This window comes from Cellulosimicrobium sp. EB106-03-01-XG111, from assembly GCF_058792115.1.
Genome location: NZ_JBYTEQ010000004.1, coordinates 37,290 through 56,958, shown reverse-complemented (window position 1 = coordinate 56,958; position 19,669 = coordinate 37,290). Strand labels below are relative to the sequence as shown.

The 19,669-nt window shown below is 75.3% G+C and carries 15 protein-coding genes and 1 pseudogene; 11 read left to right on the top strand and 5 right to left on the bottom strand.

Annotated elements, in window-relative coordinates; genetic code table 11:
* Positions 1-63: 63 nt before the first annotated feature.
* The 6 genes from AC3WT4_RS05605 to AC3WT4_RS05580 are packed head-to-tail and all read left to right on the top strand — an operon-like array spanning position 64 to position 9,491.
* The gene (locus tag AC3WT4_RS05605; protein ID WP_492314941.1) at positions 64-1,158 is read left to right on the top strand and encodes a copper transporter; all 1,095 of its coding nucleotides are present in this window, start codon (positions 64-66) and stop codon (positions 1,156-1,158) included.
* Position 1,159: 1 nt separating this feature from the next.
* Entirely contained in the window at positions 1,160-1,999 is an 840-nt protein-coding gene (locus tag AC3WT4_RS05600; RefSeq protein WP_074805949.1) for a hypothetical protein, read from the top strand.
* Positions 1,996-3,633, top strand: coding sequence for a murein biosynthesis integral membrane protein MurJ (gene murJ, locus AC3WT4_RS05595; RefSeq protein ID WP_400113343.1), 1,638 nt, complete (start codon positions 1,996-1,998; stop codon positions 3,631-3,633). The genes AC3WT4_RS05600 and murJ overlap by 4 nt, the downstream gene beginning before the upstream one ends.
* 58 nt (positions 3,634-3,691) lie before the next feature.
* On the top strand, positions 3,692-5,377 hold the full coding sequence (pyrG, locus tag AC3WT4_RS05590) for a CTP synthase (protein ID WP_492314940.1): 1,686 nt from the start codon (positions 3,692-3,694) through the stop codon (positions 5,375-5,377).
* Positions 5,378-6,013, top strand: coding sequence for an NUDIX domain-containing protein (locus AC3WT4_RS05585; RefSeq protein WP_108051580.1), 636 nt, complete (start codon positions 5,378-5,380; stop codon positions 6,011-6,013).
* Between the two features lie 52 nt (positions 6,014-6,065).
* Positions 6,066-9,491, top strand: coding sequence for an AfsR/SARP family transcriptional regulator (locus AC3WT4_RS05580; protein WP_492314939.1), 3,426 nt, complete (start codon positions 6,066-6,068; stop codon positions 9,489-9,491).
* Positions 9,492-9,517: 26 nt separating this feature from the next.
* On the opposite strand, the gene AC3WT4_RS05575 is transcribed toward AC3WT4_RS05580, so the two are convergent.
* Positions 9,518-10,372 carry an ABC transporter permease gene (locus AC3WT4_RS05575; RefSeq protein ID WP_492314938.1) on the bottom strand — a complete coding sequence of 285 codons (855 nt, stop codon included), beginning with the start codon at positions 10,370-10,372 and terminating at the stop codon, positions 9,518-9,520.
* The gene (locus tag AC3WT4_RS05570; protein WP_074805967.1) at positions 10,369-11,406 is read right to left on the bottom strand and encodes an ATP-binding cassette domain-containing protein; all 1,038 of its coding nucleotides are present in this window, start codon (positions 11,404-11,406) and stop codon (positions 10,369-10,371) included. The genes AC3WT4_RS05575 and AC3WT4_RS05570 overlap by 4 nt, the downstream gene beginning before the upstream one ends.
* A 283-nt stretch (positions 11,407-11,689) precedes the next feature.
* Between AC3WT4_RS05570 and AC3WT4_RS05565 the strand changes: the two are divergent.
* A pseudogene (locus AC3WT4_RS05565) lies at positions 11,690-12,659 on the top strand (patatin-like phospholipase family protein).
* 51 nt (positions 12,660-12,710) lie between these two features.
* Here AC3WT4_RS05565 and AC3WT4_RS05560 read toward each other — a convergent pair.
* The 3 genes from AC3WT4_RS05560 to AC3WT4_RS05550 all read right to left on the bottom strand — a co-directional run bounded on the left by AC3WT4_RS05560 (position 12,711) and on the right by AC3WT4_RS05550 (position 15,479).
* Positions 12,711-13,655 (bottom strand): COX15/CtaA family protein, encoded by a 945-nt coding sequence (locus AC3WT4_RS05560; protein WP_492314937.1) that lies wholly within the window; start codon positions 13,653-13,655, stop codon positions 12,711-12,713.
* A gap of 67 nt (positions 13,656-13,722) precedes the next feature.
* Positions 13,723-14,526, bottom strand: coding sequence for an ABC transporter permease (locus AC3WT4_RS05555; RefSeq protein WP_074805978.1), 804 nt, complete (start codon positions 14,524-14,526; stop codon positions 13,723-13,725).
* Entirely contained in the window at positions 14,523-15,479 is a 957-nt protein-coding gene (locus AC3WT4_RS05550) for an ABC transporter ATP-binding protein (RefSeq protein WP_074805981.1), read from the bottom strand. The genes AC3WT4_RS05555 and AC3WT4_RS05550 overlap by 4 nt, the downstream gene beginning before the upstream one ends.
* A gap of 206 nt (positions 15,480-15,685) precedes the next feature.
* Between AC3WT4_RS05550 and AC3WT4_RS05545 the strand changes: the two genes are divergently transcribed.
* The 4 genes from AC3WT4_RS05545 (at position 15,686) to AC3WT4_RS05530 (ending at position 19,629) form a co-directional block, all read left to right on the top strand.
* Positions 15,686-16,474, top strand: coding sequence for a helix-turn-helix transcriptional regulator (locus tag AC3WT4_RS05545; RefSeq protein WP_074805984.1), 789 nt, complete (start codon positions 15,686-15,688; stop codon positions 16,472-16,474).
* Positions 16,475-16,569: 95 nt separating this feature from the next.
* Positions 16,570-18,030 carry a Fe-S cluster assembly protein SufB gene (sufB, locus tag AC3WT4_RS05540; RefSeq protein WP_074805987.1) on the top strand — a complete coding sequence of 487 codons (1,461 nt, stop codon included), beginning with the start codon at positions 16,570-16,572 and terminating at the stop codon, positions 18,028-18,030.
* Between the two features lies 1 nt (position 18,031).
* A complete protein-coding gene (sufD, locus tag AC3WT4_RS05535) occupies positions 18,032-19,288 on the top strand; it encodes a Fe-S cluster assembly protein SufD (RefSeq protein WP_114552665.1) in 1,257 nt (418 codons plus the stop codon).
* Positions 19,285-19,629 (top strand): non-heme iron oxygenase ferredoxin subunit, encoded by a 345-nt coding sequence (locus AC3WT4_RS05530; RefSeq protein WP_021480875.1) that lies wholly within the window; start codon positions 19,285-19,287, stop codon positions 19,627-19,629. Before sufD ends, AC3WT4_RS05530 begins: the two co-directional genes overlap by 4 nt.
* Positions 19,630-19,669 lie beyond the last annotated feature (40 nt).

The following is a 19,669-nucleotide window of genomic DNA, read 5'->3' as shown; positions in this document are numbered from 1 at the left end:
GACAGCGCCGACCCTGACCCTTGCCAGCACGCAGCAGCTCGAACCGAAGGACACCACCGCACAGTGATCGACTTCAGGTACCACATCGTCTCGTTGATCTCGGTCTTCCTGGCGCTCGCCGTGGGGATCATCCTCGGCGCGGGCCCCCTCCAGGGCGCGATCGGCGACCAGCTCACCGGCCAGGTCGAGCAGCTGCGCACCGAGCGCAACGAGCTGCGCGACCAGCTCGACCGGGCGAACGTGACGCTCGGCGACGACGCCCGGTACATCGAGGCCGCGGGTCCGCAGCTCGTCGCGGGGTCCCTCCAGGACCGTCGCGTGGCGGTCGTCGACCTGGACGGTGCGGACGACGAGCGCGACGACGCGATCACCGCGCAGCTCGAGACGGCGGGTGCGTCCGTCGTCGGGCACGTGCGCCTCACGGACTCGTGGACGAGCCAGGACGAGGAGAGCGCGCGGCAGACGGTGGCCGAGGGCCTTGGCGACAAGCTGGGCGACGTCCCGCAGGACGCGACCCCCGAGCAGCGCCTGGCGCGCGCGCTCGCGCTCTCGCTCACCGGGGCGGCGCCGTCGAGCACGGAGGAGCGCAGCCCCGAGGCGGTCGAGCTCGAGGCGCTGCTCGAGCGCTTCGCGCTCGTCGACGTGGTCTCCGAGCAGACGCTGCCGGCGGACGTGGTCCTGCTGCTCGGGGGCTCCGCGCCCTCGCCGGCGACCCCCGCCACGGAGGGCGAGGAGCCGCCCGCACCCGACACGTACGCGGTCGACATCGAGGTCCAGGTGGCCGTCGCCGCGCAGGAGGTGGCCGACGCCGCGCTGGTCGCGGGCCCCACGGCGGTCTCGGGCGACGTCGTCTCGACGATCCGCGCGAACGAGGACCTCGCCTCGGCCGTCTCGACCGTCAGCGGCATCGAGGCCGAGCCGGGCCGGATCAACGTCCCGCTCGCGCTCGCGGCGCGGCTCGCGGACCAGGTGGGTCAGTTCGGGTTCGAGGAGAGCGCGACGGCCGTCCTCCCGCCCGCGGTCGAGCTCCCGCCGGTGACGCGCACGACGGCGTCCCCCGCGGGCGCGCAGGACGCCGGGGCAGGGGACGCTGAGGGCGACCCGGCCGGTGACGGGGCCCACGTCGAGCAGGCCGACGCCGGCGCGGGGGAGGGCTGACGTGGGGCGCGCGCTGCGCACGCTCGCTGCCGCCGGCGTCGCCGCGACGGTGACCACCGTGGCACGCCGCGCGGCCGGGTCGCGCGCGCCTGGGGGCGCGGAGCGCTGGACCCGGACCAACCACCGGGGCGAGCCCATCAGCCTGCTCGAGGGCCCGGCGGTGGCTGCCGGCCTCGTCGCCGCGACGCTCGCGGCGGGCGGCGACGCCCGCACGCGCGGGGCGGTCGCCCTCGCGACGGCCAGCGCGGGCACGTTCGGTCTCGTCGACGACCTCGCGGAGGACACCACGAGCCGCACCAAGGGGCTGCGTGGCCACCTCGGCGCGCTCGCGGAGGGTCGTGTCACGACGGGCGCGCTCAAGGTCCTCGGGATCAGCGGCGTCTCGCTCGTCGCGGCGGCGATCGGCACGCGCCGCACGGGCGGTGCCTTCGGGCACCTCGTGGACGTGGGCGTGAACGGCGCGCTCATGGCCGGCACCGCGAACCTGCTCAACCTCCTCGACCTGCGCCCGGGGCGCGCCCTCAAGGCCGCCGGGGTGGCGTCGCTCCCGTACCTCGGTACCGCCGCGGCGCCGACGACAGGCGCCGTCCTCGGCGCGGCCGTCGCCGCGGCGCCGGGTGACCTCGGCGAGCGCGACATGCTCGGCGACTGCGGCGCGAACGCGCTCGGTGCCGCGCTCGGCTCCCAGGTCGCGTTCACCGCGCCCCGCCCGGTGCGCTGGCTCGCGCTCGCGGGCGTCGTGGGGCTCACCCTCGCGAGCGAGAAGGTGAGCTTCTCGAAGGTCATCGAGGGCAACGACGTGCTGCGGCGCGTGGACGCGTGGGGCCGGCGCCCGGCGTGAGCGCGCGGGCGGGGCGGCTGCGTGCCGCCACGGGCACCCTGGCGGGCGCCGCCGCGATGATCACGCTCGTGACGATCGCGAGCCGCCTCGTCGGCTTCGCGCGGTCGCTCGTGCAGTCCGCCGCCGTCGGCACCGAGGGCGTCGGGTCGGCGTTCACCGCCGCGAACCTCCTGCCGAACGTGCTGTTCGAGGTCGCCGCGGGCGGCGCGCTCGCCGGCTCGGTGGTCCCCCTCCTCGCCGGGCCCATCGCCCGGCGCGCGGGCACGGAGGTCTCGCGCATCGCCTCGGCCCTGCTCGGGTGGACGCTCGTCGTGCTCGTCCCGCTCGGGGTGCTGCTCGCGCTCCTCGCGCAGCCGATCGCGTCCCTCCTCATGCTGCCGAAGCACCCGGAGCTCGTCGACGTCACGGCGACGTTCGTGCGCGTGTTCGCGGTCCAGGTCCCGCTGTACGGGCTGGCGGTCGTGCTCGGGAGCATCCTCCAGGCGCACAAGCGGTTCTTCTGGCAGGCGTTCTCGCCGCTCCTGTCGAGCGTCGCGGTCATCGTCGTCTTCCTCGTGTTCGCGGGCCTCGCGGGCGGGAACCAGAAGGACGTCGCCGCGCTCTCGGGCCAGGCCATCGCGTGGCTCGGCTGGGGCACGACGGCGGGCGTGGCCGTCCTCGCGCTGCCCCTCGTGCTCCCCGTGCACCGGCTGGGCGTCCGCCTGCGGCCCACGCTGCGCTTCCCGGGCGGCGAGGCGGTCCGGGCGCGCAACCTGGCGTTCGCGGGCGTGGGGGCGCTCGTCGCGCAGCAGCTCTCGGTGCTCGCGATCATGGGCGCCGCCTACCGGTTCGGACCGGAGCAGACGTTCCCGACCTACTGGTACGCCCAGCAGGTCTACCTGCTCCCGTACGCGGTGCTGGCCTTCCCGCTCGCGACGAGCACGTTCCCGCGCCTCGCCGAGCACGTCGCGCACGCCCGGCACGACGCCTACCGGCGCCTGCTCGCGACCACGACGCGCACGCTGCTCGTCGTGGCGGGGCTCGGGGTCGCGGCGCTGATCGCCGCGTCGGCGGCCGTCGAGGCGGTCTTCGCCCGCATCGCGAAGGGCTCGGTCGACGGGCTCGGGGGAGCGGTCGCCGCGATGGCGGTCGGCATCGTCGGGTTCTCGCTGATCCTGCACCTGTCGCGCGCGCTGTACACGATCGACCGCCAGCGGGTCGCGGTCGTCGTGACCGCCGCGGGCTGGCTCGTCGTGGCGGCGACCGCGTACGCGCTCCCCGCCCTCACGGGTGCCCGCGACCAGGCCGGGGTGCTCCTGCAGCTCGGCCTCGCGACCGCGGTCGGGATGTCGGTCGCGGGGGCCGGCCTGCTCCTCGCGACGCGCCGCCACGCCGGCCCGGAGGCGACGCGCGGCGTCCCGCGGACGCTCGTCGTCGTCGCGGTCGGCGTGGCCCTGGGCGCGCTCGCGGGCTCGGCGCTGTCGAGCGTCCTGCTGCCCGACGACGCGGGCTGGCTGCCCGCCGTCGGTGTCGGGGCCCTCGCTGCCCTCGTCGCGGGCGTGGTCGTCGTCGGCGTGTCGCTCGTCGGCGACCGCGCGGCCCTCCTGGGCGTCCTGCGCCGCGGTGCGCCCGGCTCGCCGCGCCGCCCGGTGTGAGCGGACCGACCCTCGGGTCCGCGTGCCGTCGTCGGGCACGCTGTTAGGATGGAGTTCCGTGGCAGATCACCTGAACCGGCCCTCCTCCCGCCTCAACGCCTCGGGCGCTCGTACCGAGCACCGCACCGCGCACGTCTTCGTCACCGGCGGCGTCGCCTCCTCGCTCGGCAAGGGCCTCACCGCGTCCAGCCTCGGTCGTCTGCTCCGCTCGCGCGGCCTGCGCGTCACCATGCAGAAGCTCGACCCGTACCTCAACGTCGACCCCGGGACGATGAACCCGTTCCAGCACGGCGAGGTGTTCGTCACCGAGGACGGCGCCGAGACGGACCTCGACATCGGCCACTACGAGCGCTTCCTCGACGTCGACCTCGAGGCCTCCGCGAACGTCACGACCGGCCAGGTCTACTCCCAGGTGATCGCGCGCGAGCGGCGCGGCGAGTACCTCGGTGACACGGTCCAGGTCATCCCGCACATCACCGACGAGATCAAGACGCGCATGCGCGCCCAGGCCGGTGAGGACGTCGACGTCATCATCACCGAGATCGGCGGCACGGTCGGCGACATCGAGTCGCAGCCCTTCCTCGAGGCGGCCCGCCAGGTACGCCACGAGCTCGGCCGGGACGACGTCTTCTTCCTCCACGTGTCGCTCGTGCCGTACATCGGCCCGTCGGGCGAGCTCAAGACGAAGCCCACGCAGCACTCCGTGGCGGCGCTGCGGTCCATCGGCATCCAGCCCGACGCGATCGTGCTGCGCGCGGACCGCGTGGTGCCCGAGCCGGTGAAGCGCAAGATCGCCCTCATGTGCGACGTCGACAACGAGGCGGTCGTCAACGCGATCGACGCGCCGAGCATCTACGACATCCCGCGCGTGCTGCACTCGGAGGGCCTGGACGCCTACGTCGTGCGCCGCCTCGGCCTGCCGTTCCACGACGTCGACTGGGACGGCTGGAGCCAGCTCCTCGAGCGCGTGCACCAGCCCGCCCACCGCGTCGAGGTCGCGCTCGTCGGCAAGTACATCGACCTCCCGGACGCCTACCTCTCCGTGACGGAGGCGCTGCGCGCCGGCGGGTTCGCGAACGACGCGAAGGTCACGATCCGCTGGGTCGCGTCCGACGAGTGCCAGACGCCCGAGGGCGCGGACGACGCGCTGCACGGCGTGGACGCCGTCCTCGTGCCCGGCGGGTTCGGCGTGCGGGGCATCGAGGGCAAGCTCGGCGCGCTGCGCTGGGCGCGCGAGAACAGGGTCCCGACGCTCGGCATCTGCCTGGGCCTGCAGTCGATGGTCATCGAGTACGCGCGCAACGTGCTCGGCATCGACGACGCGTCCTCGACCGAGTTCGACCCGGGCACGTCGCACCCCGTCATCGCGACCATGGAGGAGCAGCTCGCGATCGTCGGCGGCGACGGTGACCTCGGCGGCACGATGCGCCTGGGCTCCTACGAGGCCGCGCTCACCCCGGGGTCGGTCGTCGCGAAGACCTACGGCGCGGAGCGCGTCACCGAGCGCCACCGCCACCGCTACGAGGTGAACAACACCTACCGCCAGCAGCTCGAGGAGGCGGGGCTCGTCATCAGCGGCACGTCGCCCGACTCGTCGCTCGTCGAGTTCGTCGAGCTCCCCGCGGACGTCCACCCGTACTACGTGAGCACGCAGGCGCACCCGGAGTTCAAGTCGCGCCCCACGCGCTCGCACCCGCTGTTCAGCGGGCTCGTCCGGGCCGCGCTCGAGAACCAGGCGGACTGAGTGGCCGGCGAGCACCCGGTCGTGGACGCGCTCGCGCCCCGGCCGGTCGTCGAGACGGCGGTCGTGCACGAGGGCCGCGTGTTCGACCTGCGGTCCGACGTCGTCGACCTCGGGGACGGCGGCCGCGTCACGCGCGAGTACCTCGACCACCCCGGCGCGGTCGCGATCGTCGCCCTCGACGCCGACGAGCAGGTCCTGCTGCTGCGCCAGTACCGCCACCCGGTGCGACGCGAGCTGTGGGAGGTGCCCGCCGGCCTGCTCGACGTCGTGGGCGAGGACGGGCGCGTCGCCGCGGCCCGCGAGCTCGCCGAGGAGGCGGACCTGCGGGCGGCGCGGTGGGACGTGCTCGTGGACTACTTCACGACGCCCGGCGGGTCGAACGAGGCGCTCCGGGTGTTCCTGGCGCGCGACCTGTCGCCCGTGCCGGACGACGAGCGGTTCGAGCGCGAGGCCGAGGAGCTCGACATGGAGCTGCGGTGGGTCCCGCTCGACGACGCGGTGGCCGCCGTCCTCGGGGGCGCGCTGCACAACCCGTCGGCGGTCGTCGGGATCCTCGCCGCTGCGACGTCGCGCGCGGGCGGCTGGACCTCCCTGCGCCCCGCCGACGCGCCGTGGCCGGAGCGCCGCGGGGGCTGACGCGCCCCCGCACGCGGGACGGCGTCGGCGCCGAGGACTAGTGTTCTCCGCCGTGCGCGACCACGACGACCTCCCGGCACCGCCCGAGACGCTCGTGCGCGTCCTCGCGCCGGTCCGCGTGCCCGGGCCCGACGGCCGGGCCGTCGCCCCGCGGGGGCCGCGCGCGGCGGCGTTCGTGGTCGCGCTCGCGCTCGCGGGCGGTCGGACGCTCGGGGTGGCCTCGCTCGTCGAGGACCTGTGGGGCCCGGACGCGCCGCAGGACCCGCGCGCCGCGCTGCAGAGCCTCGTGTCACGGCTGCGGCGGGACGCGGCGCCGGGGACCGTGCTCTCGCGCGCCGGGGGCTACCCGCTCGGCGCGCCGAGCGATCTCGACCTCGCACGCGGGGCGCTCTCCCGCGCGCGCGGCGCGCTCACCCGAGCCCAGGAGGGCGGCCGGGACGCCGACGGCGCCGCCGCGGTCGTGGACGACCTGCGCGCCGCGCTCGCCTCGTGGACCGACGAGGAACCGGGTGCAGGCGTTCCCAGCCCCGTCGCGCAGGCGCTGCGCACGGAGGCCGCGCGGCTGCGGGCCGGGCTGACCGTCGCACTGAGGTCGGCTGCCGCGGCCGCCGGGGACCACGCGACCGTGATCCCGCTGGCGTCCGCGGCGCTCGACGAGGACGGGACCGACGAGGACGCCGCGCGCGACCTCATGACGAGCCTCGCGGCGTCGGGCCGGGAGCGCGAGGCCCTCGCCGCCTATGCGCGCCTGCGGCACGCGCTCGTCCGCGAGCTCGGCACCGACCCCGCCCCGGACCTCCGGCAGCTCGCCGCTGACCTGCTCGGCAGGTCGTCCTCCGCGCCCGACGCCCCGTCCGACGCCTCGCCCGACCGCGTGTCCCGTCCTCCGGCCGAGCGCGGCGGGCCGGCTGACGGCGGGGGAGCCCACCTCGGCGACGACCCGCCGGTCGGTCGCACCACGTCCGTGCGTGGACTACGGGCGGCGCCGGACGCGCTCGTCGGTCGGGACGACGACGTCGACGCCGTCCAGGACGCGCTCGCGCGGGCCCGGCTCGTGACCGTCCTCGGCCCCGGCGGCCTCGGCAAGACGCGCCTCGCGCAGGAGGTCGCGCGGCGCACGGCGGCGACCGGCACGGTCGACCTGGTGGTCGTCGTCGAGCTCGCGGGCGTGCGGTCGGACGCGGACGTCGTCGTGGCGCTCGCCGACGGCCTGGGCATCTCCCCGCCGGCCCGCACCGGACGGCTCGCCGACCGCCTCGCCGCTCCCGAGCTGCGCGAACAGGTGCTCGACCGGGTACGGGGACGCTCGGTGCTGCTCGTGCTGGACAACTGCGAGCACGTCCTCGACGGTGCCGCGCTCTGGGCCGCCGACCTGCTCGGCGCGGCGCCCGGGCTCGTGGTGCTCACGACGAGCAGGTCGCCGCTCCGGCTCGCCGCCGAGCTCGTCTACCCGCTCGAGCCGCTCCGTGCGGGCGCGGGCGACGGCCCCGCCGTGCGCCTCTTCGTCGAGCGTGCCCGCGCGGTCCGGCCGGGCGCGAGCCTGCCGCCCGCCGTCGTCGCGCGGCTGTGCGACCGCCTCGACGGGCTGCCGCTCGCCATCGAGCTCGCGGCGGCGCGCGTGCGGACCCTGAGCGTCGAGGAGGTGGAAGGTCACCTCGACGAGCGCTTCGCGCTCCTGCGCTCCGGGGACCGGACCGCCCCCGACCGGCACCGCACGCTCGAGGCGGTGATCGAGTGGAGCTGGAACCTGCTGGGTCCGGCCGAGCAGGACCTGCTGTGCCGCGTCGCCGTCTTCCCAGACGGCTTCTCCGCCGCGGCGGCGCAGGCCGTGTCCGACGCCGGGGGCCGGGCGCCGTCGCGGGCGCCGGCCTGGGAGGTCCTCGACGCGCTCGACGGGCTCGTCGCCCAGTCGCTGCTGCGCGTCACCGAGGACGACGGCGTCGTGCGGTACCGGATGCTCGAGACGGTGCGCGAGTTCGGTGCCCTCCGGCTCGAGGCCGCCGGGACGACGGGACCGGCGCGCGAGGCCGTGCAGCGGTGGGCGGCCCACCTCGCGACGCGGTGCGCCGACGCGCTCGTGGGCGGGGACCAGGCCGCCGCGGCGACGGACCTGCGCCGCGAGCAGGAGAACCTCGTCTTCGCGCTCCGTGAGGCGGTGCGGGACGAGCGCCCCGACGTCGTCGTGCGTGTCTTCACCGCGCTCACCGGCTCCTGGCTCCTGCTCGGCGTCGAGGACCAGGCCACCGGGCTCGTCGAGGTGGTCCTCGAGTCCGTCGTCGGGTGGGACGTGCCGTCCGGCGACGTCCAGCACGCCGCCCTCGCGCTCGCGGCCGTCGCGGGGGCGAGCGCGTTCGCCCGGCCCGAGCTGACGGCCCGCGCCCTCGGCCGCCTGCGCCGGCTGCTGCGACGCCCCGAGGCCGGGCCGCGCACCCGTGCCCTCGCCCGCCTGCTCACCGTCCGCAGCCAGGAGGAGATGGAGGCGACGCTCGCCGGGCTGCGCGCGTCCGACGACGCGTTCGTGGCGATGCTCGCCGAGTTCACGACGGCCCAGACCGCCGAGAACGAGGGCCGGCTCGCCGAGGCCCGGCGCTGGGGCGAGCGCGCGCACGACCGCGCGGTGGCCCGCGACGACGTCGCGGCGCGCGCCACCACGGCGATGTTCCTCGCGTCCTGCGCGAGCGAGGCGGGGGACGCCGTGGACGTCGGTCGCTGGGCGCGCGCGGCGCGCGACCACCTGCGAGCCCTCGGCGCGACGGCGACGCTGCAGCAGCTCGACTGGGTCGAGATGTCCGCCGCAGTGACCCTCGGGGAGACGGCGCGCGCCGAGCGGATGCTCGCGGCGCTCGCGGGCGCGGTCGAGCACGGACCCGTGGGCCCGGACGTCCCGGCGGACGTGCGGTCCGTCGTCGCGATGGCGCGCGCGGAGGTCGCGGCGCTGCACGGCGACGACGCCGCCGCCCTGGAGCTCTACGGGCAGGCGGCGGCGTCGTTCGACGGCGACGCGCGCTGGTCGCCCTGGTACGTGCTCCTCGTGTCGTCGTGGCTGGTGCGTCTCGCCGGGACCGGCACGGGGGCCGGTCGGGGTGCGTCCGAGGACGGGGGGCGGGCCGCGGACGTCGCCGCGGAGCTCCGCGAGGTCGTGCTCGCGATGCACCGGGCCCGGCCCCACTTCGTCGACTATCCCGTCGCCGGGACGGCGTTCCTCGCGCTCGGCGTCGCCGCGGTGCTCGACGCCGGCCGGCACCCGGGGCCGGGTGCGGAGGAGGGCGCCCTCCTCGTCGCGCTCGCCGAGCGGATGGGCTCGCGCCAGGACCAGCCCGCCCTGCGGCACGAGAACGCGTGGGCCCAGGTCGCCGGTGCCGTGGGCGCGGACGTGGTCGGGCGCGCCCGGGCGCGGGCGCGCGCCCTGTCTCGCGCGGACCTCGCCCGGCAGGGCTTCGCCCTGCTCGCCGGCGAGCCCGCCGCCGACCCCTCCTGAGGACGGTTCGCCTGCGCGGCGCGGCGTCAGGCCTTGCGCATGTAGGCGCGCACGGTGAGCGGCGCGAAGACCGCCACGATGACGGCGGCCCCGACGAGCGAGACCACGGCGTCCGACCCCAGGCTGCCGGTGTTCGCCAGCTCGCGGACCGCGGTGACGAGGTGCGACACGGGGTTCACCGCGACGAAGCCCTGGAGCCAGCCCGGCATCGTGTCGGGCTGCACGAACGCGTTCGACAGGAACGTGAGCGGGAACAGGACGATCATCGAGATGCCCTGCACGCTCGACGCCGTCCGCGCGACGACGCCGAAGAACGCGAAGATCCAGCTCACGGCCCACGAGCAGACGATGACGAGCAGGCCCGCGAGCGCGACCGCCCCGAGCCCGCCGCCGGGCCGGTAGCCCATGACGTAGCCCATCGCGAACGTGAGCGTCGTGGCGATGAGGTACCGGACGGTGTCGGCGAGCAGCGCGCCGGACAGCGGCGCGATCCTCGCGATGGGCAGCGACCGGAACCGGTCGAACACGCCCTTGTCCATGTCCTCCCGGAGCTGGGTACCCGTGACGACCGACGTCGTGATGACGGTCTGCACGAGGATGCCGGGGATGATCGTGGGGAGGTAGCTCCCGACGTCGCCCGCGATCGCCCCGCCGAAGATGTACGTGAACATCAGCGTGAAGAGGATCGGCTGGAGCGTCACGTCGAAGAGCTGCTCCGGCGTGCGCTTGATCTTCAGCAGCCCGCGGTACGCCATCGTCAGGGTGTGGTCGGCCGTCGCGCGGAGCGACGGGCGGTCGGCGAGGACGCGGTCGGCGCCCGCCTCGATCCGGCGTCGTGCCGTCGGGACGGCCGGTGCGGTGGTCGTGGTGGTCGTGCTCATCGCAGCGCCGCCTCTCGTGTCGTGGCCGCACGCTCGCCGCGCGGGCCGGGGCCGGGGTCCGTCGGGTCCTGATCGTCGCCGCTCGCGGCGTCCGCCCCGGTGCCGTGGCCCGTGAGCGTGAGGAAGACCTCGTCGAGGCTCGGCTTGTCCATGCTCAGCGAGCCCACCTCGATCCGGGCCTCGCGCAGGCGCACGAGGAGGTCGGTCACCGTGTCCGGTCCCGGCACCGGGACGGTGAGCCGGCGGGCCTCGGGGGAGACGGTCGCGGTGAGCCCGAGGGCGCGCTCGACGATCTCCAGCGCGGGTGCCAGGTCGTCGCCGTGGGCGAGCGAGAGCTGGAGCGACTGGTCGCCGACGGCGTCCTTGAGGTCGTCCGCGGTACCTTCCGCGACGACGCGCCCGCGGTCGATCACGGCGATGCGGTCCGCGAGCTGGTCCGCCTCGTCGAGGTACTGCGTGGTCAGCAGGACCGTCGAGCCGCTCGCGACGAGGTCGCGGATCGTGGCCCACATCTGGGCGCGGGTGCGCGGGTCGAGTCCCGTCGTCGGCTCGTCGAGGAAGATGAGGGGCGGCTGCGCGATGAGGCTCGCGGCGAGGTCCAGTCGGCGACGCATGCCGCCCGAGAAGTTCTTCAGCGGTCGCGACGCCGCCTCGGAGAGCCCGAACGTGTCGAGCAGCTCGACGGCCTTGCGCCGCGCCTGCCCGCGGGACAGCCCCAGCAGCCGCCCGAAGATCACCAGGTTCTCCGTCGCGCTGAGCGTCTCGTCGACGGACGCGTACTGGCCCGTCACGCCGATGAGCTGGCGCACCCGGTGGGGGTGCGCCACGACGTCGTGCCCGAACACCCGGGCCTGCCCGGCGTCGGGGCGCAGGAGCGTGGCGAGCATGCTGATGGTCGTGGTCTTGCCGGCGCCGTTGGGCCCGAGGACCCCGTAGACGGTGCCCGGGCGCACGGTGAGGTCCACGCCGTCGACGGCACGGTGCGCGCCGAAGACCTTCACGAGGCCCTCGGCCTCGATCGCGGGGATGGTCATGTGTCCTCCTGGTCGGTGGGTTCACGACCAGGCTGGGCGGTCGGTCTCGCACCGCGCTGTCACGCGGGCGCCGTCGCCTGTCATGCCGCTGTCATGCCGACGCGCAGGCGTGGTCGTCGGCCTGGCGGGGCGTGCTAGCGTCGGTTCCGGTCGTGCACCGAGCCGAGGAGGTGAGCCCCGTGAACGCTGTGTCCGTACCGGGCGCTCCCTCGCAGCCCACGATCGCGCGACGGCCGTAGCCGTCCCGGGAGCGCTCGCCGCACCATCGCGAGAGGCGACTCCCATGAGCACCACCACACCTTCCTCTGCACCGGGCTCCTCGACGGGCGCCACGATCCCTGGTCCGGCGGCCTCGGTCCCCGGCCCGACGACGGGCGAGCGCGCCCTCGTGCTCGGGGGCGGCGGCTCCACCGGCAACGCGTGGCTGATCGGCGTCGTCGCCGGTCTGGCGCACGCGGGGATCGACGTCACGACCGCCGACCTCCTCGTGGGGACGTCCGCCGGCGCCACCACCGCGGCACAGCTCACGGGCGCGGCGCCGGCCGAGCTCTACGCCGCCGTGGTCGCCGGAGCCCCGCCGCGGCGCGCGGACGCTCCCGGGGCGGGCGAGCGCCGGGAGCGGACCCGCCAGGCGGCGGACCAGATGGCGCGCACGGCCGCGCTCATCGCCGCGTCGCACGACGCGGCGGACATGCGGCGCCGGCTCGGCGCCGCGGCGCTCGAGCTCCCGGCGGCCTCGGACCCGTCCGCGCAGGCGCGCTGGCGGGCGACGGTCGCGGCGCGCCTGCCGAGCGCGGCGTGGCCGCGCCGCCTGCTGCTCCTCACTGCGGTGGACGCGCGGACCGGGGAACCGGTCGTCCTCGGCGCGCACAGCGGGGTCGACCTGGTGGACGCGGTCGCGGCGAGCTGCGCGAGCGGGTTCGCGTACGGCGTCGGGCCGGTCCGGTTCATCGACGGCGGGTACCGCCGCAACGAGAACGCCGACCTCGCGGCAGGGTACCGGCGCGTGCTCGTGCTGTCGCCGCTCGGCGGCAGGACGCGCACGCCGCGGGAGTGGGGCATGCAGCTCGACGCGCAGGTCGCGGAGCTGCGCGCGCAGGGAAGCGCGGTCGAGACGCTCGTCCCGGACGGGGACGGCCGAGGGGCTCGTGGGCCCCCGGGTGATGGACCTGTCGCTGCGCCCGGCCGCCGCCCGCTCGGGCTACGCCCAGGGCGTGGAGGCCGCGGACCGCGTCGCGCGCCTCTGGCGCTGAGCCCGGCCCGGGTCCGGCGCGTCGTCCGTCGACGCGCGCCGGGCCCCGGCGTCAGGCGCGCGTGCGGGTCGTGAGGACGACGCGCGTGGACCCGGCGACGAGGAGCGCGGAGCCGAGCATGTGCAGGCCCACGAGCAGCGCGGGCAGGCCCGTGAAGTACTGGACGTAGCCGATCGCGCCCTGGGCGAGCGTGATGGCGAGGAGGATCCACGCGGCGCGGCGGACCTCCTGCGGCCCGCGGCGGACGCTCACGAGGTACGCGACGAGGACGGCGACGAAGACCCAGACGGCCCACGCGTGCACCTTGCTCATGAGCGCCGGGTCGACGGCGAACCGGTACCCGACCTCCTCGTCGCCGCTGTGCGGGCCCGCGCCCGTGACGATCACGCCGAGGACCACGACGACGGCGGTGAGCCCGTACAGCGTCCACGCGAGCAGGCGCGGGCGCGGCTCGACCGTCGGGACGGGCGGGCCGTCGCCCTCGCCGGAGCGGTGCAGCAGCAGCAGGGAGACGGACACGAGCGCCGCCGAGACCACGAAGTGGAGCGACACCCAGCCCGGGTGCAGGTGCAGCAGCACGATGACGCCGCCGATGATCGCCTGCGCGGCGACGCCGAGGAGCGGCACGGCGCCCAGGAGCCGGTACGACAGGACGCGGGAACGGTCGGTCCACACGAGCACGAGGGCCGCGATCGCGATGACGCTCAGCACCCCGGTGAGCGTGCGGTTCCCGTACTCGACGAACTGGTGGTACGTCGTCTCGGGGTGGAAGCGCGCCGCGAACTGCCCGGGCTCGCACTGCGGCCACGTGGAGCAGCCGAGGCCCGAGCCGGTGAGCCGGACCGCGCCCCCGGTGACGATGATGCCGATCTGCGCGACGAGGTTGGCGACGAGCACCGGTCGGGTCCAGCGGCGCAGCGGCGCGAGCCGGTCCGGTCGGGTGCCGGCGGGGCGGTCGGTCGTGCCGGGGTCGAGCGCGGGGGGCGGGGTGCTCACTGTCCCACGGTATCGGGACGTGCGTGCAGGCCCGGAATCCTGCGGGTGTGAGATGTGCCCGGGCAGGTCAGGTCCAGCGGAAGAGCTTGCCGGCACCCCAGCCGAGCGCGGCGGTCCAGCCCAGCAGCACGACGACGGAGAACGGCGGCACGGACCCGTCGAGCAGGGCGCCGCGCATCGCCTCGCCGAGCGCGCCCGACGGGAGCAGCAGGGCGACGTGGGCGAGCGGCCCGGGCAGCTGGTCCGCCGGGACGAGCACGCCCCCGCCGACCGTGAGGAGCACGAGCACGAGGTTGGCGACCGCGAGCACGCCTTCGGCGCGCAGCGTCCCCGCGAGCAGCATCGCGAGCGACGTGAACGCGGCCGTGCCGAGCAGGACGGCGAGGAGCGCGGCCGGGATCCCCGCGAGGTCGGGCCGCCAGCCGAGCGCGAGCGCGACGGCGGTGATGACGACGACCTGCACGACCTCGACCGCGAGCACGCCCAGCACCTTGCCCGCGAGCAGGCCCCCGCGGCCGAGGGGGGTGGTCGACATGAGGCGCAGCACGCCGTTGCGGCGGTCGAACGCGGTCGCGATGGCCTGGGACGTGAACGCCGTCGACATCACGGCGAGCGCGAGCACGCCGGGCGTCACGAAGTCGACGCGCGTCGCACCGCCCGTGTCGAGGTCGACGAACGACGTGAGCACGAGGCCGAGCAGCAGCATGACGGGCAGGATGACCGTCACGAGCAGCTGCTCCCCGTTGCGCAGGATCATCCGGGTCTCGAACGCCGTCTGGGCGGCGACGCGGCGCCACGCGGGCGCGGCGAGCTCGGTCCCGGCCGGTCGCTGGGCCGCGGTCGTGGCCGACGGCGTCTCGTTCGCGGTCATCGCAGGTGCCGTCCCGTGAGGTCGAGGAACACGTCCTCGAGCGTGCGGCGGCCCACCGTGACGCGCGACGCGAGGACGCCGCGCGCGGCGAGCCACGTCGTCAGCGCGACGAGCGTCACCGGGTCGGCGGGGCCGGTGAGGGTGTACGAGCCGGGCTGCGGCTCGGCGACGGTCCACGCTTCGGGCCCCGGGGCGCCGTCGGGCGCGGCGAGCGCGTCGCGCAGCCCGCCGAGGTCCAGGCCGGCCGTCGCCTCGACCCGGACCGTGCGGTCCGTCTCGCCGTCGGCGCCGGACTCGAGGAGCTCGCGCGTCGCGCCCGCCGCGATGACCTTCCCGTGGTCGACGACGTACACCCGGTCCGCGAGGTCCTCCGCCTCGTCCATGAGGTGCGTCGTGAGGACGATCCCGACCCCCTCGGCGCGCAGCTCGCGCACGAGCTCCCACACGGCGTGGCGGCTCTGCGGGTCCATGCCCGCGCTCGGCTCGTCGAGGAAGACGACCTCGGGCCGCCCGACGATCGCCGCGGCGAGCGCGAGGCGCTGCCGCTGGCCGCCGGACAGGCGCCGGACGGTCGTGCGGGCGAAGCTCTCCAGCCCGAGGCGCTCGGTGAGCTCGCCGACGTCGCGCGGGCGGGCGTACATCGACGCGACGTGCCGCAGCATCTCCAGCGCGCGCACGCCCGTCGGCAGCCCGCCGTCCTGGAGCATCACGCCGACCCGGGGGCGCAGCTCGCGCGCGTCGGTCAGGGGGTGGAGCCCGAGCACCTCGACGCGCCCGGCGTCGGGAGAGCGCAGGCCCTCGCAGCACTCGACCGTCGTGGTCTTGCCGGCGCCGTTGGGGCCGAGCACCGCGGTGATCGCGCCACGCTCGGCGGTGAGGGACACGCCGTCGACGACGGCACGACCGTCGTAGCGCTTGACGAGGTCGTGCACGAGCACGGCGGGGGCGGGCACCCGGCCGATTCTAGGGGGAGCGCGCGCGCCCGCCGACCCGCGGCCGCCCTGGTCGCGCGGGGTGTCGCGTACGCCACATCGGCTGCCTCGAGGACCCGTCTGAGGGTCGCCTTGCTTGCGCCGGAACAATTAGGGAACAACCATGTTGTCTATATCGAGGGCGCTGCGCGCGCAGGCGTGCCCCCGAACCGACCACGGAGGTGAGCATGGGAGCAGGTGCGGTCCGACCGGACGCGCTGCGTACCGTCGCCCCCTCCGGCGCGCCCGCGACCGACGTCGACCGGCGCACGCGCGAGCGCGTGCTCGAGCTCGTCGCGAGCGCGGGCCCCGTCACCGCCGGCGACCTCGCCGCGACGCTGGGCCTCACGCCCGCCGCGGTGCGCCGCCACCTCGCCCTCCTCGAGGAGGACGACCTCGTCGCCGTGCACGACGCCGGGCACCCCACGGGGATGCGCGGCCGTCCCGCGCGGCGGTACGTGACGACGTCGGCCGGGCAGAGCGAGCTCAGCGGGACGTACGCCGACCTCGCCGCCCAGGCGCTGCGGTACCTGCGCGACGTCGCAGGCCCGGACGCCGTCGAGCGGTTCGCCCAGGACCGGCTGTCCGAGCTCGCCGACCGCTACGCGGGCCGGCTCGACGCGCCGGACGTCGAGGGCCGCGCGGCCCAGCTCGCCGCCGCCCTCGCCGACGACGGCTACGCCGCGAGCGTGCGCCCCGTGCCCGGCACCTCCGCCGTCCAGCTGTGCCAGGGGCACTGCCCGGTGCAGCACGTCGCCGAGGAGTTCCCGCAGCTGTGCGAGGCGGAGGCGCAGGTCTTCGCCAAGCTGCTCGGCTCGCACGTGCAGCGCCTCGCGACCCTCGCGACCGGCGCGCACGCGTGCACCACGAACGTGCCGGTCGGGATCTCCGTCCCGGCCCCCGCACCGCGGGTGGCGCGAGCCGCCCTGGCCCACGACGTCCGGGCGCGGGGGCGCCCGTCGTCGGGCGAGACCTGACCCTGAGGGGGCGCCCCGCCCCGCCCGCACGACCTCCCCCGAAGAACCTGTACCGACTGCCCCCGCCCGCAACGACGGACAGTGGAAGGACGACCATGAGCGCTCCCACCCAGGACGCCGCCGGCACGGCCCTGCCGACCGGTGAGAAGCAGACCGACGACGAGATCATCGCCTCGATCGGCGCCTACGAGTACGGCTGGCACGACTCCGACGAGGCCGGCCAGATCGCGCAGCGCGGCCTCAACGAGGACGTCGTGCGCAACATCTCCCGGCTCAAGAACGAGCCCGAATGGATGCTGAACCAGCGCCTCAAGGCGCTGCGCCTGTTCGGCAAGAAGCCCATGCCGAGCTGGGGCTCCGACCTCACCGGCATCGACTTCGACAACATCAAGTACTTCGTGCGCTCCACGGAGAAGCAGGCCGCCACCTGGGACGACCTGCCCGAGGACATCAAGGAGACGTACGACAAGCTCGGCATCCCCGAGGCGGAGAAGCAGCGCCTCGTCGCGGGCGTCGCCGCGCAGTACGAGTCCGAGGTGGTCTACCACCAGATCAACGAGGAGCTCGAGCGCCAGGGCGTCATCTTCCTCGACACGGACACCGCGCTGCGCGAGCACCCGGAGATCTTCCAGGAGTACTTCGGCACCGTCATCCCGTCGGGCGACAACAAGTTCGCCGCGCTCAACTCGGCCGTGTGGTCGGGCGGGTCGTTCGTCTACGTGCCGCCGGGCGTGCACGTCGAGATCCCGCTGCAGGCCTACTTCCGCATCAACACGGAGAACATGGGCCAGTTCGAGCGGACGCTGATCATCGCGGACGAGGGCTCCTACGTGCACTACGTCGAGGGCTGCACCGCGCCGATCTACTCCTCGGACTCGCTGCACTCCGCGGTCGTCGAGATCGTCGTGAAGAAGAACGCCCGCGTGCGCTACACGACGATCCAGAACTGGTCGAACAACGTCTACAACCTCGTGACCAAGCGGGCGACCGCGGCCGAGGGCGCGACGATGGAATGGGTCGACGGCAACATCGGCTCCAAGGTGACCATGAAGTACCCGGCGATCTACCTGCTCGGCGAGCACGCGCGCGGCGAGACGCTGTCGATCGCGTTCGCGGGCGAGGGCCAGCACCAGGACGCCGGCGCCAAGATGGTCCACGCGGCGCCCCACACGTCGTCGTCGATCGTCTCGAAGTCGGTCGCGCGCGGCGGTGGCCGCACGTCCTACCGCGGCCTGGTCCAGGTCCTCGAGGGCGCCTCGCACTCGGCCTCGACCGTGCTGTGCGACGCGCTGCTCGTCGACCAGATCTCCCGGTCCGACACCTACCCGTACGTCGACGTCCGCGAGGACGACGTGTCCATGGGGCACGAGGCGACGGTCTCGCGGGTGAGCGAGGACCAGCTGTTCTACCTCATGTCCCGAGGCATGGAGGAGACCGAGGCGATGGCCATGATCGTGCGCGGGTTCGTCGAGCCCATCGCGCGCGAGCTGCCCATGGAGTACGCGCTCGAGCTCAACCGCCTCATCGAGCTGCAGATGGAAGGGTCCGTCGGCTGATATGACCACCACCACCGTTCCCGAAGAGGCCGGTCTGACCACCGACCACTCGCGCGCGCAGGCCGACGGGGCGCACTCCCACGGCGTCGTCGTGCCCCAGGGCTCGCGCGCCGAGCGGCTCACGTCGTTCGACCTCGCCGACATCCCTGTGCCCTCCGGGCGCGAGGAGGAGTGGCGCTTCTCGCCCGTGGCGCGCCTCGCGCCCCTGTTCGACGACAAGATCGTCGGGCAGAGCGGCGGCGGCGACGTCCGCGTCACGGTCGTCGAGGCGCCCGAGGTCGAGGTCACGATCGTCGGCCGCGACGACGAGCGCCTCGGCACCGCCGGCAAGCCCGGCGACCGTACGGCCGTGACGGCGTGGAACGCCTTCGAGCAGGCCACGGTCGTCACGGTGCCGAAGGAGGCCGTCGCCTCCGACGTCACCTCGGTCCGCATCGAGGGCCACGGCTCCACGCCGACGGCGAGCCACGTCCTCGTGCGCGCCGAGCGGCACTCCGAGGCCGTCGTCGTGCTCGACCACGTGGGCGCCGCGACGCTCAACGAGACGGTCGAGATCGTCGTCGAGGACGGCGCGCACCTCACCGTCGTGTCCGTCCAGGACTGGGCCGACGGCGCCGTGCACGCGTCGTCGCACCGCGCGCGGATCGGGCGCGACGCGCGCCTCAAGCACGTGGTCGTCACGCTCGGCGGCGACGTCGTGCGCGTCACCCCGGACGCGGAGTTCACCGCCGAGGGCGGCGAGGTCGAGATGGTGGGCCTCTACTTCGCGGACGCGGACCAGCACCAGGAGCACCGCCTGTTCGTCGACCACGCCGTCCCGCGCTGCAAGTCCCGCGTGACGTACAAGGGCGCGCTGCAGGGCGAGGGCGCCCACGCCGTGTGGGTCGGGGACGTGCTCATCCGGGCCGAGGCCGAGGGCACCGACACGTACGAGCTCAACCGCAACCTCGTCCTCACGGACGGCGCGCGCGCGGACTCCGTGCCGAACCTCGAGATCGAGACGGGCGAGATCGAGGGCGCGGGGCACGCGTCCGCGACCGGCCGCTTCGACGACGAGCAGCTCTTCTACCTGCAGGCTCGCGGCATCCCGGAGGTCGAGGCGCGCCGCCTCGTCGTCCGCGGCTTCTTCGCCGAGCTCATCCAGGAGATCGGCGTCGCGTCGGTCGAGGAGCGCCTGCTCGAGGCGATCGAGCGCGAGCTGAGCAAGTCCATGTCGATCATCGACGGGAGCGCCGAGCCCGCCGAGGCGACGGCGTGACCGCACAGCCCGCCTGCACGACGTCCGACCTCGGCCCGGAGGAGGCGCTGCGCGTCGAGCTCCCGGCCGAGGACGGGCGCGTCGTCGAGGTCGCGGTCGTGCGCGACGGCGACGGCGGGTGGCACGCGATCTCCGACATCTGCTCGCACGGGGCCGTGTCCCTGTCCGACGGGGAGGTCGAGGGCTGCTTCGTCGAGTGCTGGCTGCACGGCTCGCAGTTCGACCTGCGGACCGGCATGCCGACCGCGCTGCCCGCGATGCGGCCCGTGCCGGTCTACCCGGTGACGGTCGACGGCGAGCAGGTGCTCGTCGACGTCGACCGCGTCGTCGCTCCCACCTGACCCGACCTTCTCTGACCCGGCGCCGCGCGCGCCCCCCAGC

Coding starts and splice junctions, on each gene's coding strand:
- AC3WT4_RS05575 (WP_492314938.1), bottom strand. CDS start 10,372: ATGAGCACGACCACCACGACCACCGCACCGGCCGTCCCGACGGCACGA.
- AC3WT4_RS05570 (WP_074805967.1), bottom strand. CDS start 11,406: ATGACCATCCCCGCGATCGAGGCCGAGGGCCTCGTGAAGGTCTTCGGC.
- AC3WT4_RS05555 (WP_074805978.1), bottom strand. CDS start 14,526: ATGACCGCGAACGAGACGCCGTCGGCCACGACCGCGGCCCAGCGACCG.
- AC3WT4_RS05545 (WP_074805984.1), top strand. CDS start 15,686: ATGGGAGCAGGTGCGGTCCGACCGGACGCGCTGCGTACCGTCGCCCCC.
- sufB (WP_074805987.1), top strand. CDS start 16,570: ATGAGCGCTCCCACCCAGGACGCCGCCGGCACGGCCCTGCCGACCGGT.
- sufD (WP_114552665.1), top strand. CDS start 18,032: ATGACCACCACCACCGTTCCCGAAGAGGCCGGTCTGACCACCGACCAC.